This is a genomic window from Annamia dubia NIES-4383 (assembly GCF_055394725.1).
The window spans coordinates 3009371-3025215 of record NZ_AP025630.1 but is presented as its reverse complement, the minus strand read 5'-3'; the positions used below and the strand labels follow the sequence as shown (position 1 = coordinate 3025215).

Sequence of the window (15845 nt, the reverse complement as noted above, 5' to 3'; positions counted from 1 at the left end):
AGATCAACAATAAAATGTTAATTATCAATTTTTGAAGTGGAAAACTCATAAATAGAAGGTGAAGTTTATACTCAGTTACCCTTATTTTTGATCTTACACAAGCAACACCGCGCGATCGCTGATCTTAATAATTTCTATTATTAAGATCACAAATAGGGACTTGTCCAAATTTTAAAATAATGGGAACGATTTTTGCGGTAAGATAGTCACAAAACACTAATAATCAATTTTAACTATTACAATAATAGATAAAAATATTGAATTTTTTTATTTAAACCCATTATTTTATTCTGAACAAAATCATTATTGAGGTTAATTTACATGAAATCAATGATCCGTTTTTTTGCCACTTTAGGTATAATTAGTAGCACCTGTTTCATGGGCTTAGGACAATGGCAAAAAGTGAACGCTTTGCCCGAAGAAGAAATACAAAAAAAATTGTGGATGCCTGTTTTTATTGTAACAACAGAAAATGGAGAATTATTATCAGTTCCAGTTGAAAATAATCAACAAATTACCAGTGTTTTTTTGAGTCCACAAGCGGCCGTAGATTTTCGAGATAGTAGAACTCAAGCCCAACCGGATCTAGGCAATCTTCAAGTTGTAGGAACATCAATGGCCGAAATTTATAACTTAGATACAAAAGAACAAAATTTACAAAATTTTATTTTTAAATACATTCCCATTCCCCAACAAATTGCATCAACTTTTCTCTTTTTATGTCAACATTCTTCCCAAGAATGTCCGGCAGAAAATGTGCAATTTGTTGAAACTTTGAGACAACAATTAAATACAGAAAATCCCACTTTATCAGAAGAACAACTTAATGGTTTAACCCGTATTACCAGTATTTTTGACGGTGTTCCTTTATTTGTAATTACTGATGGAGATGGCAATTATTTACCCGTTAGTTTAACTAATGATAATCGAGAAATGATCCCTTTCTTTTTTGAATTGGAACAATTAAATGTTGTCTTTTCTGAAGTAATGGAAAAATATCCTGATCGAGCTGATAGTATTGGGATTGAAATTACTACTTTAGAAAATGTGATTAAAAGAATCGAAACTGAAGATACACCTCAAGTTCGTCAATTTGAAATTGTCCCCACTAGAGAAACTTTTCAGTTAATCCAATCCCAATCTAATAATCCTAATCCTAATAATCCTAGTAATCCCTAATCCTTTAAATTAATCAAAACAAAATCCATTTATACTTCCAACATTTTAACAATTTTGGAAGTATTAGTTAAATCGAAAACATTAATTAAAAAAGTTAACAATCTTATGGTAAGTAAAATCTTAAAATCAATTAATCTTAAATCAAATTTAATTAGTTTTGCCATCTTATTAAGCACTTTTATTCAACCTTTAAAAGTTTTTGCTTTAACAGAAGCCGATGTAATTTCTAAATTACAAAATATTCCTTTATTTGGTATTGTAGATCAACAGGGAATGCTTAATTCTTATTTATTTGTGGATCCAGATCAAGCTTTATCAGTTTATCAAGACTTACAAAATACCGATCCCTACAGGGCAAATAGTTTAGAAGTTCAACCTATTTCTTTAAGTACAGTTTATCAAAAATTACAAACAATTCAAGCACAAAATACAGAAATTCCTGAATTAATTGTACCCGATCAAAATAGTTTAGATCTGGCCACTTCATTAATGAGAAGTAATGGACAAAGTGTTAACGATCCGCGCACGATTGGTATTCCTTTATTTGTAGCTACCATTGGAACAGGAGCGCAAGAACAATGGTTAATTTTAACAAATCGTGATACAAATAAATCCTATATTCCCTTTTATTTTGATAAAACTGAAGCCGATCAAATTGTGGCAACTTATAAACAAAATAATCCTAATGATATTTCATCAGTACAAGTTCGGGTTTTTTCATTAGGTTATATTGTGGGATTACTATTAGCAAATAATAATGAAGCCACTCAAATGATGGAAATTATACCTTCAATGGAACAAATTGACACCGCTAACCGTTTATTACGTCAACAATAATTAATCCTAATTAATCCAAAATTAGCGATCAAAAATAAAATTAACGCTTTTATTCTTCATTATTAGTTATTAGTTATTCCTTATTTATAACCAGAATTTAGCTCTCTTTTAAAACCCCTATTTTTAAGGGGAAAAACAAATAAATTTTCTGATTGTTGATCCCCTACTTTTAAAACAGTTTAATTGTCAATTATTTAATAGTCATTGTGTCACCTTAAAGATTGTCTATTTGCTCCTGATTTAAAGTCTAATCTTTTGATAAAATAAAGATAGATGAGTAAATGATCAGGAGGAGAAAATGATGAAAGTTTCTTTAAAATATTTAATTTTAATCCCATTTGTTTTAAGTAGTTTTCCAGCGATCGCGCAAAATGTACAAACAATTGTGATCGCTCCTAACTCCAATCAAACTAGAATCGAAAATAACGTATCAGGACAAATCTTTTCCGCTTTTTCTTTACCAGCCATTTTAGGACAAAGTAAAGATGGGCAAGGCAATAATTGTTTAGGATTTGTAGGAGATCAAGCACCCGATTATACAGTAAATTTAACTTCAGATTTTAGTGAATTAAATTTAGAAATCAATAGTCAAGGGGATACCACCATGGCCATAAAAACCCCCGATAATATAATTTATTGTGGAGATGATATTAGTACAACTAATCCCGATGCCAGTGTCACTTTAACTAATATTAAATCAGGACAATATCAAGTTTGGATCGGCGCTTTTGAAGAAGGTGATACTTTAAACTATAATTTAGCCATTAATGCCCAGTAAACAGGGAATAATGACCAATAACCAGTGACCAATCTTTAAGATTTGGTTAATATTGCCATACCTTGGCACTATTTATGATTAGATTAAATTAATGATTAAATTTCTTATCAAATCTACCTTTTGTTTTTATGCTATCCCTTGAAGCCCCTACTTCTCCTACTCAATCAAAAATGACTCAAAATGCAAGGATTTTAGTCGTTGAAGATGAAGATTTAATCCGCAATATGATCATTCTAGCCTTAAAAGAAGAGGGTTACGAAGTGATTGAAGTTAGTGACGGACAAAGTGCTTTGCGTTTTCTCCAAACTCAAGGAGAATCGAAAATGGAAGAAATTATTGATTTAGTAGTCTTAGATCTGATGTTGCCTCAAGTTAATGGCTTAGATCTATGTCGTTTTTTACGTTATCAAGGTAACACCGTCCCAGTTTTGATTTTAAGTGCTAAAGCCAGTGAAACCGATCGAGTTTTAGGTTTAGAAGTGGGGGCAGATGATTATTTAACCAAGCCTTTTAGTATGCGGGAGTTAGTGGCTAGATGTCGGGCTTTGTTGCGCCGTCAAAAATATTTAAGCCATTCCCAAGTTACCACTAAACAATTTAAAGATGTAATTCTTTTCCCCGATGAATGTCGGGCTACTGTCAGAGGAGAAGAATTGAATTTATCCCCTAAAGAATATAAAATTTTAGAATTATTTATTAATTCACCAAAAAGAGTTTGGTCAAGAGAACAATTAATCGAAAATGTTTGGGGAATTGATTTTGTCGGGGATACGAAAACCGTAGATGTTCATATTCGTTGGTTACGCGAAAAATTAGAATTAGAACCAAGTCACCCCGAATATATTATTACAGTAAGAGGTTTTGGTTATCGTTTTGGATAAATTAAATCAAATGAACATTCCTAAATTTATTTTAGCTTCAGCTTCCCCCGCCCGTCTTCAACTTTTAAAAAGTGCGGGTATTAAACCTATTACTTTTCATAGTAATTTTGATGAATCTCAAATTAAAGTTAATGATCCCCTTGAATTAGTGCAAATTTTAGCACAGAAAAAAGCCGAAACCGTTTCCCCCCTATTCACTGATAGTTTAATTTTAGGTTGTGACTCCGTTTTGGCTTTAAATGGAAAAATTTATGGTAAACCGCAAAACCCCCAAGGGGCGATCGAGCGGTGGCAAGAAATGAGAGGAAAAGAAGGCTTTTTATATACGGGTCATGCTTTAATTGATCAAGTGCAAAATCAACAAGTAGTTCGCTGTGGCATCACTAAAGTTTATTTTGCCAATATCAGCGATCGCATGATCAAACAATATGTTAAGAGTGGTGAACCCTTAGCCTGTGCCGGATGTTTTGCCATTGACGGAAAAGGAGGCTTATTTGTGGAAAAATTAGAGGGTTGTCATAGTAATGTGATCGGGTTAAGTTTACCCTTATTAAGACAGATGTTAAGTGATTTAAACTATGATGTAACCAATTTCTGGAATTATTAATTTTTCATGTTTGAAATTATCTTATAGAATTAGAATAAGAAGATTCCCTTAAAACAAACAACAATGAATCATCAAGTTTTACAAATTAATTCTCAGGTTATTCCTTCTGAAAATCTACTTTCTTTATTAAAAAATCATTTAATGTTACCTCAGTTTGTGCGAGAAATTATCATTGATCAGACGATCGCCGATTATACTTGTACACCAGAGGAAGAAAATAACGCTAAAATTCAGTTTTTGCAACAATATCAACTTATTTCTGAAGATAAATTACAGGTGTGGCTTCAACAAAATCACCTCGAAATTGAACAATTAAACGAAATTGCGACTAGAAGCATTAAAATTGAGAAATTCAAACAAACTCAATGGATTAATCAAATTGAATCTTATTTTTTGACGAGAAAATCCCAATTAGATCGCATTATTTATTCATTGATTCGAGTAACAGACGGGGGAATGGCTCAAGAGCTTTATTTTCGCATATTGGAAGGGGAACAAACTTTTGCCCAATTAGCTCAACAATATTCAGAGGGTAGTGAGGCTCAAACGGGAGGCTTGATCGGGCCGGTGGAATTATCCGTACCCCACCCTGCCTTAGCCCAACGCTTAAGAGTGGCTCAACCCGGAAAAGTTAATCCCCCTGTACGGTTAGAACAATGGTGGGTTATACTCAGATTAGAAAAATTTATTCCCGCTCAATTAGATGAGGCCATGAAACAAAAATTATTAAATGAGTTATTCTTAACATGGCTTGATCAACAGGTACAAGAAAGGGTTTTTATTAAAAATCTTGAAGAAACAACTCAAATTTAAAAAATAAAGATTAAATTAATAATTATACAAAATATCAAAATTATTGATTAAAAATCAACAATCATTTTAAATTGAATATGACAACTATTCAAATTTCTATTCAAGACTTTATTGCCCAAACGTCACCATTTAACCAACTTTCCAATGATGAGCGGGAAAAATTAGCCCGAAGTTTAACCCCTTTTCGTTATCGCATGGGGCAACCTATTTTACTTAAGGATAAGCCTTTACATCAAGTTTCGATTTTATATGAAGGCCAAGTGCGTTATTTGGGATATGATCCCGGACAAAAAACTAATTTACCTTTAGAATTATTACAGCCCGGCGCTTTGATCGGTTGGGTTAATTTTGTGAGGGGGGTAGCCTGTGAAACGGCGATCGCTTCTACTGAAGTGGTTTGTTTAACTTTTACCTACCAAGAATTTGCCCAATTATTAAATAGAGTTAACACATTAAAAGCTATTTATCAAGAACAATGCTCCCTTGTGGAAGTATTTGATATTTTAGCCCATCAAATGGAGCAAAAAGCGAAGGCTAATCTTAATTTAAAACAATTTGCCCTCGAAATTACGAGCCAAGGTAAACCCTATCATCTAGCCCCCGGCAAATATAATTTAGAAGATGATTTAATTAGCCCTTTAAAACGTCAAGATCAGATCTGGTTTGTGAGTGGGGGAGAAATTTTAGATTTTCCCCTCAGAAGTGAATTAAAATTAACTCAAAACTCTAATAATTTAGAAATTAAAGGAACTAATCCGGCTCGTTTAATCGGTTTTCCCTCTCAAATTTGGGATCAAATTTTTGAAACTTTAGCTTTACCCCCCGTTGAAGAAGAATTTAAGGATCCATGGGTGCAAGAAGGAGAAACGGTAACATCTACCGTTGAAGTTTTAACCGAAGAAGGTTGGCGCGAAAAAATACCCGAAGGCTCATTAAATCCTATTAATCCTCCTTTAATAGAGGAAAAATATTCTAAATCTTCCCTGAAAAAATACCCTTATATTAGAGGAAAATCACCTGTTGATGCGAGTGTAGCTTGTTTTCAAATGCTTAGTCAACATTTTAAAATGCCTTTTCGGAGGGAAATTATCCAAAAAGTCGTTAAAGAGCAAATTACCAGACAGGGAAGTTTACCCTTAAGTGTGGCCGGTGCGATCGTAGAATTAATGGGGTTAAATGCTCAATTGGCAAAGATTCCAGCCACTGCTTTAACTAAATTAGAAGCCCCTTTATTAGTGATGTGGCAAGATAGTTTAGGGATCCTTTATGAAATAAGTGATCAAAGTTTAGTTATTGGTGTGCCAGAAATTGGTATTTTAAGAAGAAAACCTCAAGATTTTATTGATACATGGGGAGAGCAAGGAGAAGTTTTATTATTACAAAAAACTAAAAATACTCCTGAACAAAAATTTGGTTTAAATTGGTTTTTCCCTTCTGTTATCAAATATAAATGGGTATTATTAGAAGTATTAATTGCCTCATTTTTTGTTCAATTATTTGCCTTAGCTAACCCTCTGGTTATTCAAGAAATTATTGATAAAGTAATCGTCCAAAATAGCCCTGATACTTTACAATTTTTTGGGATTTTATTAGTTATTTTAGCAATTTTTGAGGCCATTTTAACCAGTTTACGAACTTATTTATTTGTTGATACCACTAACCGCATTGATATGAGCTTAGGCTCAGAAATTATTGATCATTTAGTGCGCTTACCTTTAGGTTATTTTGAAAAAAGGCCGGTCGGGGAAATTTCCACTCGGATCAATGAGTTAGAAAATATCCGGCAATTTTTAACTGGCACGGCTTTAACAGTGGTTTTAGATGCGGTTTTTACCATTGTTTATATAGTGGTGATGTTTATATATAATGTTCCTTTAACTTTAGTGGCACTATCAGTAATTCCTATTTTTATTCTGTTAACAATTATTACCTCACCCATTATTCGCCGTCAAATTAGAGAAAAAGCAGAAAGAAATGCAGAAACTCAATCCTATTTAGTAGAAGTAATGTCCGGTATTCAAACGGTGAAAGCTCAGAATATTGAGTTACGTTCCCGTTGGCGTTGGCAGGAAAATTATGCCCGTTATGTCTCGGCCGGTTTTAAAACCGTTTTAACTTCAACGGCCGCCAGTTCCATGAGTAATTTTCTCAATAAACTCTCAGCCTTATTAGTGTTATGGGTGGGAACTGGTTTAGTTTTAGAAGGCCCAGAAAAGTTAACTTTAGGGCAGTTAATCGCTTTTCGGATCATTTCGGGCTATGTAACTTCCCCCCTATTGCGTTTATCCCAACTATGGCAAAATTTCCAAGAAACCGCCCTCTCTTTAGAGCGTTTAAGCGATATTGTGGATACGCCCCAAGAAGCACAGCAGGATCGGGAAAATATTCCCATGCCTGAGATCACAGGGGCTGTGACTTACGAAAATATTAATTTTCGTTTTAAACAAAATGCGCCGTTACAACTATGTCAAGTTGATTTAGAAATTAAGCCCGGAACATTTGTGGCCGTAGTCGGCCAAAGTGGCGCTGGTAAAAGTACCTTAACTAAGCTTTTATCAAGACTTTATGAGCCTGAGTCGGGACGGATTTTGATTGATGGTTATGATATTAATAAAGTTGAGCTTTATTCTTTGCGCCGTCAGGTGGGGGTAGTGCCTCAGGATCCCCTCTTATTTCAGGGTTCGGTGCAGGAAAATATTGCTTTAACTAACCCCGATGCTAGTTCTGAGCAGATTATTGAGGCGGCTAAAATAGCGGCCGCACATGACTTTATTATGACTTTACCGAATGGTTATAATACCCGAGTTGGTGAACGGGGGGCGGCTCTGTCTGGTGGTCAACGTCAAAGGATTGCGATCGCGCGATCGGTTTTACAAAGACCTCGTTTATTGATTTTAGACGAGGCCACCAGTGCTTTAGATTATAAAACGGAGCATGAAGTGTGTGTCAATTTGAAAAAAACTTTTCATGATACAACGGTTTTCTTCATTACTCACCGTCTCGGTACAATTCGTGATGCTGATACAATTGTATTGATGGAGGCGGGAAGAATCGCAGAACAGGGGACTCATGAGGAGTTAATGGCTTTAAGAGGCTATTATTATTCTCTTTTTCAACAACAAGCCTCTAGTAGTGGGAAGTAATAAGTAGTACAGGCATCTTGCCTGTATCAACTATCAACTATCAACTATCAATTATCAATTATCAATTATTAATTATCAACTATTAAATAACCAATAATTAATTATGATGAATAGTAAAAAATCTGCTAATAAAAATAATAATGGTAAAGGTGTGAGGGATAATTCTGATCTTGAAGTTTATCAAACTAGCCAAACCTATTCCTACGATTTTGATCAACCTGTTATTTTACGTCAATCTCCCATCTGGTCAAGGTTAATTATTTGGTCTTTGATCGCCGTTACCGTTGGGACGGTGGCTTGGGCGGCTATTGCTAAAATTGAAAAAGTTGTCCCGGCCGTGGGACAATTAAAACCGATCGGTAAAATTCATGAGGTTAAAGCCCCTGTTAATGGTGTGGTGGATGAGGTTAAAGTGAAGGATGGTGATCATGTGGAAAAAGGTGAACCTTTATTAATTTTTGATACCCGTAGCACTGAGGTGGAAATTAAATCTTTAAAGGCTGTACTTCAATCTTTAGTTGAAGAAAATAATTTCTATCGTACTATTCTTAATCAATCCCTCCAAAGTAGTGCGATCGAGTCTGAAATTATCCGTTTAAATATTCGTCAAGAAGTGGCTTTATTAGCTAGAAATCGTACCTCTTTAATGGAAGAAAATCAATTTTTAAATGCTTTAATTGAAGACAAACCGATTAATTTAAACTCTGAACAATTGGCCAGGTATGAAATTACAAAACAAGAGGCTAAGGCTCGGATTATGGCTGATCAATTGGAGATGGATAAATTAGCTAAACAATTGGCTCAAAATACAATTAAAACTAAGAATGCTCAAGCAAGATTAGCCACTGAAACTAATATTTTAAATAAGATTAGTTTTTTAGCAGAAAAAGGGGCGATCGGTAAACTTCAATATGAAAAACAAAGGCAAGAAGTAGATAATATTCAAGCAGAATTAAAAGAATTAAATGAGGAAGAACAACGCTTAAATTTAGATATTGAACAAAAACAAAATACTTTAGAAAGTACCACTGCTACTTATGAAAGAGATGCTAGAAATCAATTAGAAACTAATCAACAAAGAATCGCCGAAATTGATAGTCAATTTACTAAAAATATTGTAGAAAATGAAAAACAAATTACTGATACGGATAAACAAATTAAACAAATGGAGGTAACTTTAGATTATCAAGTTGTTACTGCTCCAATCAGTGGCACTATTTTTGATTTAAAGGCGATCGAAAAATTTGTACCTTCCCCTTCTCAAACTGAACCATTATTAAAAATAATACCTGATGATCAATTTATCGCTGAAGTTTTTGTTACTAATCAAGATATTGGTTTTGTGGATAAAAATGATCCGGTTGATGTGAGAATTGACTCTTTTCCTTTTAGTGAATTTGGGGAGATTAATGGTACGGTTATTTATGTGGGAAATGACGCTTTACCACCGGATGAAATTAATCAATATTATCGCTTTCCTGTTAAAATTAAATTGGAAAAACAATATTTAGAAATTAATAAAAATCAAATTTCTTTACAGTCGGGAATGTCTATTACTGTTAATATTAGAATTGACGAAGATCGTACTTTTTTAAGTTTATTAACGGAAAAATTTGTTAAAGCGAAAGACTCTTTAAAAGGTTTACGTTAAGTTTTAATTAACCCTTAATTGCTTAGATAATTATTAATTTTATCTTTAAGCAAATTAAAATCAATTGGTTTATTAATAAATTCGATCGCTCCTAATTGTTGAGACTTTTCTAAATTTACCGCTTTATCATAAGCTGAAACCACAAAAATTGTTAAATTAAACTCTTTTTTCTTCAAATTTTCCATTAAAGTAAAGCCATCCATTTTTGGCATTCTTAAATCCGTAATTAATAAATCAATTTCCGAATTATTATCTAAAATTTCCAAAGCTTCTAGGCCATCAAAAGCAAACATAAACTCATAAATTTGAGCTTCTATTTCATCTAAAAATTGAAACTCAAATAACATTTTCATCATTTTTTCATCATCAACTACTAAAATTTTTTTACTCATATTTTCAAAACAATTTATGATTATAAACTAAGATTATGCTAACTTTTATTATGACACTGATTGAGGGAGAACAATAATAAATTCTGTATATTGATTAGGTTCACAGTTAATTTTTAATTCTCCTTGATGTTCATTGACAATTATATCATAAGCAATAGATAAGCCCAAACCAGTAGCTTTGCCGGGGGGTTTTGTCGTAAAAAAAGGCTCAAAAATTTTCGATAAAATTTGAGGATTAATTCCCGCACCATTATCTTTAATTTTAATCTCAACTCCCCCATTTAATTGACAAGTTGTAATAGATAAATTAGGAATAAAACTTTGACCTATTTTCTCATATTGATGATTAAATTCATCAAAAGCATTGTTAATAATATTAACCAAACCAAGACTAAAAGACTGGGGATTCAACATCACTTTACCAATTAAAGGATCATATTCAGTTTTAAGATCAACTTCCATTGTGGGCAAAGATGTTTTAAAACTTTTAAGGGATAATTCTACATTTTCCATGATTAATTGGTTTAAATCTATTAATGTTAATTGTCCCTGATCTCCCCTAGCGTGTAATAACATTGAACGGATAATACTATCTGCCTGTTTACCCTGATTATAAATTGAATCACTACTTTTTTGTAAATATTCGATCAAAGTCTTAATATTTTTTAACTTTTCTTGAGGAATTAAATCGGAAATCAAATCAATTTCTTTAACTATTTTTTGACAAAAATTAACGCAAACTAATGCAAAATTATTGATGAAATTGAGAGGATTTCTTAATTCATGGGCAATACCTGCGGTGAGCGAACCTAAAGAGGCTAATTTTTCTTGGGCAATAATTTGTTGTTGAATTTTTTTGAGTTTTTCTAAAGTGTGATTTAACTCTTTTTCTGTTTGATTTTTTTTATCAATTTCTATTTGTAATTGTTCATTTTGAGCTTCTAAAGCAAGAGATAATTTTCTTAATTTTAAATGTGTTTTAACCCTAGCAATTACTTCTTCAGGTTGAAAAGGTTTTGTAATATAATCTACCGCACCTAAACTAAACCCTTTAATCTTATCTTCAGACTCAGCCAAAGCCGTCATAAAAATAATTGGAATATCTTTAGTTTTTGGATTTAATTTAAGAATACTACAGGTTTCAAACCCATCTAAAATAGGCATTTTAACATCTAATAAGATTAAGTCAGGGGGATTATATTCGATTAACTCAAGCGCACTTTTTCCATCAGTTTCAACCGCCACTTGAAAACCTGCTTTTTTCAAAGAATGGGAAACAATTGATAGATTTATTGCCGTATCATCTACAACTAAAACTAAATTATGATTTAATTCATTCATTTTAAATTTAATTTAAAATTAATAATTTTTGCATAAACATTGATTTAATAATATTCTAATTTGTTTGAGTTTAAATTGTTTAATCAAAAGGATAATTTCTTGACAAAAAGGAGTTAATTGGGAATTATTAATTTGTATTTCCTCAAGGGTTTGATTAAGTTCATCTAATAATCCTTTCTTGGCTAAATCATACAATGTTTTGACCATTTCTTGATCAGGAATCATCATTTTGCTTTGCTCTAGGTTAGGATTGATGATCTTTTCTAAACTTTCTTGAGCTAATTGTTCTAAATTATTAACAATTATCTGATGATCATTATACCAATTAATAACACAAAGTTTGAGATCAAACCAAAAAATACTACCTTTTCCGATACTACTTTCAACATTTATTTCACTATCTAAAAGATTAACTAATTTTTGGGCAATGGTTAAGCCTAAGCCTATTCCCTCTGTCAAACTGTTATTTTGATTAAGTTGTGTAAAGGGTAAAAATATTTTTTCTTGTGCATTAAAAGGAATACCAATACCCGTATCTTGAACGGTAAAACGTAAATTAACTTCCACATTAATTAAAGAATTTGGATTAGAAATAAGCCGAGATGATAAGACTTCAATTTTTAATGTTACCTCCCCCTGTGGAGTAAATTTAATCCCATTTGATAACAAATTCAATAAAATTTGTCTTAAGATTTTCCCATCTGCATAAATCATTATTGGTAAATAGGGATCGGGTAAATAATTAAATTTTAAACCCTGATTTTGTGCTTTAATCTCAGTTATTTTAACTAAACTTGTTAATAGTTGAATTAAATTTAATTCTGATGGTTCTATTTTAATTTTATCCGCATCTAATTTAGATAATGATAACAAATCATTAATTAAATCTAATAAATTAATCCCACAATTATTAATAATATTTAAAGCTTGTTGTTGTTCTTGATTAAGATTAGAATCATTTTTAATTAATTGAGTATAACCTAAAATTCCATTAAGAGGAGTGCGCAATTCATGACTAATATTAGAAATAAATTGACTTTTAACTTGAGATGCTTTTTCAGCAATTTGTTTAGCTTGTTGTAACTCTTTTTCTGATTGATAACGATGACTTATATCGGTGATCATCGCCAAAATTCCCTGATAATTTCCCCTTAAATTAAAAATAGGACTCAAAGAAATAATTGCCCAAATTCGCTCATTATTATCACAATTTAATTGTAATTCAAGATTATTTTTTTCCCCACAAAGACAGTCAGTAAATTTAGCTTTTAATACATTAAGATAATTAGGAATAACAAACTTAAAAAAAGATTGATCTATAATTTGATTAAGAGAATAACCTAACATTGTAGCTAGTTTAGGATTAGCAAAAGTAATTAAATCTTCTTTATTAATAATACAAATTCCTTCTTCAGCCGTTTCAATAATTTGACGATATTTAGCCTCACTTTGCTTTAATTGTAATTGAATTTCTTTTTTTTCTCCTTTAATAAAAGTAATAATTCCTGAAATGATCCCAATAATCAAATTACAGATCAAATTAACTAAAAAATAGTGATTAAATAATAGCTTAACTTGTGCTTTTAAAATCTCTGGAGACATCCAAATTACAATAATAATATTATCATTAGGCCAAGAATAAATAGAATTAAACAATGATAAATGTTGAGAACTAAGATCAATTTGATTAAAAGAAAATATCCCTTGATCCGTTTTAATATTGCCTTTTTTTTGCTCTAGGATCTGTTGCCATTCTGTGGCAAAAACCTTCTCAAATTTGCGATCTTGCCCCTCTAAAAACATAAAACCCCATTCATCTTTTTTATTTAAACCTTTTAACCAAAAACCTTCTTCATTAATGAGAAAAATTTTACCTTGAGAAGTATTAATTTTATTCAAATTATCAATTAAATCTTGAGCTAAATAATTAATCACAAGGAAAACTTTTTTTTGCCCTTTTTTATTAAAAATTGGGGAAAGAAAATGAATTGTAGGTTTAAAAGGTACTTCAACTTTGCCCCTTTTAAGATTAAGATCTAAAGGAGAAATAAAAATTTCATTCTGCTCTAATTTTAAACCTTCTTGAAACCAATATCGCTTAAACTGATTATCTAATTGATTATCAAAAGAAGATAAATAAATATTACCTATCTTATAAACCTTAATTATTTCCTTTCCCTGTAAATCAATTAATCTAATCTGATCATAATTTTGATTTTCTTGTGCAAAATTTTGATAATTTTGAATTAAATTAATTTTACTTTCTTGATTTAAAATATTTTTCTGGTTAAAATCACCCTCGTTGATTAAAGTTTTTAATTCATTTTCCTTAGATAAAAAACTTAAATCTTGAATAATTTTTTCAATTGTTTTTTCAATAAAGTCAGCTTCACGGGTTAAAATTAAATTATTATTAAATTTTAATTCAACTTCTAAAGATTTGACCTTTGCTTGGTAAATGATAAAAAAATATAAACCGACAATTAAACTCATGGGAGTAAAAAACAGTGCAAAAGTCAAAGCAGATAAACGTCTACGAATATTATAATACTTATAATTTAGCCAAATTTTCATTGTTGATTCTGGTTATATTTTTGGGAGACAAAAAATCAGAATTTGCTTAAATAATTGACAATTTCCCCTGAACAATTGATAATGATTGCTTGATAGTTTTATTTTTTCTAATCCTGCTCTTTAAACCGCTTGTTTTTCAGTGACAATTCGTTTGGCACAAGAAACTGATCTTCATGATCTCACTAATATTATAACTCACAGTTTCTACCCTCCCGAAAAATCTTGGCGATGGGTTTATCCTCTTTTGAAACTGAGTATTTATGAGGATTTACGTCTGCGTTTAAATTCTAATTCTCCCGAATATTTCTGTTTTGTTGCCACTATTACTGTTTTAGAAAATCAAATTAGAAAAGAATTATTAGTTGGCACGATCGAAATAGCTATTCGTTCTCAATTATTTTCACTTAAAAAGGAGCAAGTTTATGCTTATATTTCTAATTTAGCAATCCATCGAGATTATCGCCGTCAAGGAATCGCTCGTCAATTATTACAATCCTGTGAAAAAATAGCGAACGATTGGGGTTTTGAAAGGATTTATCTTCATGTTTTAGAAAATAATCATCCAGCCCAAAAACTTTATCACAAACACGGTTATCAGTTAGCGAAAAGGGAATCTACTCTAAGTTCTTGGCTTTTTGGTCGTCCTCAACGTTGTTTACTGATCAAATCCTTATGATGCAAACTTTAGATCTGAGTCTTTATCCCACTAACTCTTTTTCCTTCCAAACTCACATTATCCATGATTTGCGATCGCAAATACAATGGGTAATTAATCCCCGTAGGAAAAATGGAATCATCCTCTATAAACCTTATCATGCCGAGTTCGCAGGGCCGGGTGCGGTAATCGGTGGACTTTTTGATCGGGATGTGATTAAAGTTTTACCCGTAGGTAAATTATCTTTAATTTTACCGAATAATTCTCAAGAAAAACAAAGAGCCTATTTAATTAGAAGACAATGGATCAAACTTTTAAGTAAAATTTTAGAAAATCCCGATCCTATTCAAAGGGCGCAGGTGATCCTCAATCAATTTGAAAATTGGTTTGATCCTCAAACGGCTTCTCAAGTGTCTAATTTAGCTTTTGCTAATTTAATTGGCGTTTTACCTCAAACGATCGCTCAAGTGCGCAATATTGGCGATCGTCCGGATCTATTTTAATTTTAATCTGATTTGCGACTTTCTGAAAAAGGAAAAAGCATAGTTAAAACTAAAAAAATAATGCCAATATTAATACAAACATCGGCCACATTAAACACGGGAAAATTAATTAAACTAATATGTAAAAAATCTATGACATAACCTAAAATAAACCGATCAAGCCCGTTACCTAAAGCTCCTGCCAAAATAAAACCATAACCTAATTGTTCTTTTTTGGTCATTCTCGGGCTTTTTAGAGCTAATATAATTAAACCAATACTAACAAATAAAGAAAGCCATTTAAGCCAATTTACTCCTCCTTGAAAAACACTAAAAGCCGCTCCATTATTTTCTTGATAAGTTAAATGAAAAACTCCTTTCCATAAATAGATCGGATCTTCATACATGGCAAAAATTTTAATCATGCCATATTTTGTAATTTGATCTAAGATTACTCCGGCGATCGCCACCAACCAAAACAATTTATTTTTATTCATTTTTTATTTATTTAC

General features: G+C 31.7%; 14 protein-coding genes. 10 read left to right on the top strand and 4 right to left on the bottom strand.

What is annotated here, in order from left to right; translation table 11 throughout:
- The first annotated feature begins 321 nt into the window (after positions 1 to 321).
- The 8 genes from Anndu_RS13640 (at position 322) to Anndu_RS13605 (ending at position 9889) form a co-directional block, all read left to right on the top strand.
- Complete coding sequence (locus Anndu_RS13640; RefSeq protein WP_464101730.1) at positions 322 to 1179, top strand: Tic22 family protein; 858 nt, start codon at positions 322 to 324, stop codon at positions 1177 to 1179.
- 105 nt (positions 1180 to 1284) lie between these two features.
- The gene (locus tag Anndu_RS13635; RefSeq protein ID WP_464101729.1) at positions 1285 to 2016 is read left to right on the top strand and encodes a Tic22 family protein; all 732 of its coding nucleotides are present in this window, start codon (positions 1285 to 1287) and stop codon (positions 2014 to 2016) included.
- Positions 2017 to 2314: 298 nt separating this feature from the next.
- On the top strand, positions 2315 to 2794 hold the full coding sequence (locus Anndu_RS13630) for a hypothetical protein (protein ID WP_464101728.1): 480 nt from the start codon (positions 2315 to 2317) through the stop codon (positions 2792 to 2794).
- Between the two features lie 128 nt (positions 2795 to 2922).
- Positions 2923 to 3675, top strand: a complete 753-nt coding sequence (locus tag Anndu_RS13625) for a response regulator transcription factor (RefSeq protein WP_464101727.1) — start codon at positions 2923 to 2925, stop codon at positions 3673 to 3675.
- 10 nt (positions 3676 to 3685) lie between these two features.
- On the top strand, positions 3686 to 4282 hold the full coding sequence (locus Anndu_RS13620; protein WP_464101726.1) for a Maf family protein: 597 nt from the start codon (positions 3686 to 3688) through the stop codon (positions 4280 to 4282).
- A gap of 63 nt (positions 4283 to 4345) precedes the next feature.
- On the top strand, positions 4346 to 5095 hold the full coding sequence (locus Anndu_RS13615) for a peptidylprolyl isomerase (RefSeq protein ID WP_464101725.1): 750 nt from the start codon (positions 4346 to 4348) through the stop codon (positions 5093 to 5095).
- A 77-nt stretch (positions 5096 to 5172) separates the two neighbouring features.
- A complete protein-coding gene (locus Anndu_RS13610; RefSeq protein WP_464101724.1) occupies positions 5173 to 8238 on the top strand; it encodes a peptidase domain-containing ABC transporter in 3066 nt (1021 codons plus the stop codon).
- 103 nt (positions 8239 to 8341) lie between these two features.
- The gene (locus tag Anndu_RS13605; protein WP_464101723.1) at positions 8342 to 9889 is read left to right on the top strand and encodes a biotin/lipoyl-containing protein; all 1548 of its coding nucleotides are present in this window, start codon (positions 8342 to 8344) and stop codon (positions 9887 to 9889) included.
- 14 nt (positions 9890 to 9903) lie between these two features.
- Here the strand turns inward: Anndu_RS13605 and Anndu_RS13600 are convergent, their stop codons facing one another.
- Genes Anndu_RS13600 through Anndu_RS13590 form a run of 3 tightly spaced genes read right to left on the bottom strand, consistent with a single transcriptional unit; the run spans position 9904 to position 14196 of the window.
- Entirely contained in the window at positions 9904 to 10281 is a 378-nt protein-coding gene (locus tag Anndu_RS13600) for a response regulator (protein WP_464101722.1), read from the bottom strand.
- 48 nt (positions 10282 to 10329) lie between these two features.
- The gene (locus Anndu_RS13595) at positions 10330 to 11622 is read right to left on the bottom strand and encodes a hybrid sensor histidine kinase/response regulator (protein ID WP_464101721.1); all 1293 of its coding nucleotides are present in this window, start codon (positions 11620 to 11622) and stop codon (positions 10330 to 10332) included.
- Between the two features lie 18 nt (positions 11623 to 11640).
- Positions 11641 to 14196, bottom strand: coding sequence for an ATP-binding protein (locus tag Anndu_RS13590; RefSeq protein WP_464101720.1), 2556 nt, complete (start codon positions 14194 to 14196; stop codon positions 11641 to 11643).
- A gap of 151 nt (positions 14197 to 14347) precedes the next feature.
- Between Anndu_RS13590 and Anndu_RS13585 the strand changes: the two genes are divergently transcribed.
- Together Anndu_RS13585 and Anndu_RS13580 are read left to right on the top strand one after the other, a co-directional pair.
- Positions 14348 to 14872, top strand: coding sequence for a GNAT family N-acetyltransferase (locus tag Anndu_RS13585; protein ID WP_464101719.1), 525 nt, complete (start codon positions 14348 to 14350; stop codon positions 14870 to 14872).
- Positions 14869 to 15354, top strand: coding sequence for a hypothetical protein (locus tag Anndu_RS13580; protein WP_464101718.1), 486 nt, complete (start codon positions 14869 to 14871; stop codon positions 15352 to 15354). Before Anndu_RS13585 ends, Anndu_RS13580 begins: the two co-directional genes overlap by 4 nt.
- 2 nt (positions 15355 to 15356) lie before the next feature.
- Here the strand turns inward: Anndu_RS13580 and lspA are convergent, their stop codons facing one another.
- Positions 15357 to 15830 carry a signal peptidase II gene (gene lspA / locus Anndu_RS13575; RefSeq protein WP_464101717.1) on the bottom strand — a complete coding sequence of 158 codons (474 nt, stop codon included), beginning with the start codon at positions 15828 to 15830 and terminating at the stop codon, positions 15357 to 15359.
- Positions 15831 to 15845 lie beyond the last annotated feature (15 nt).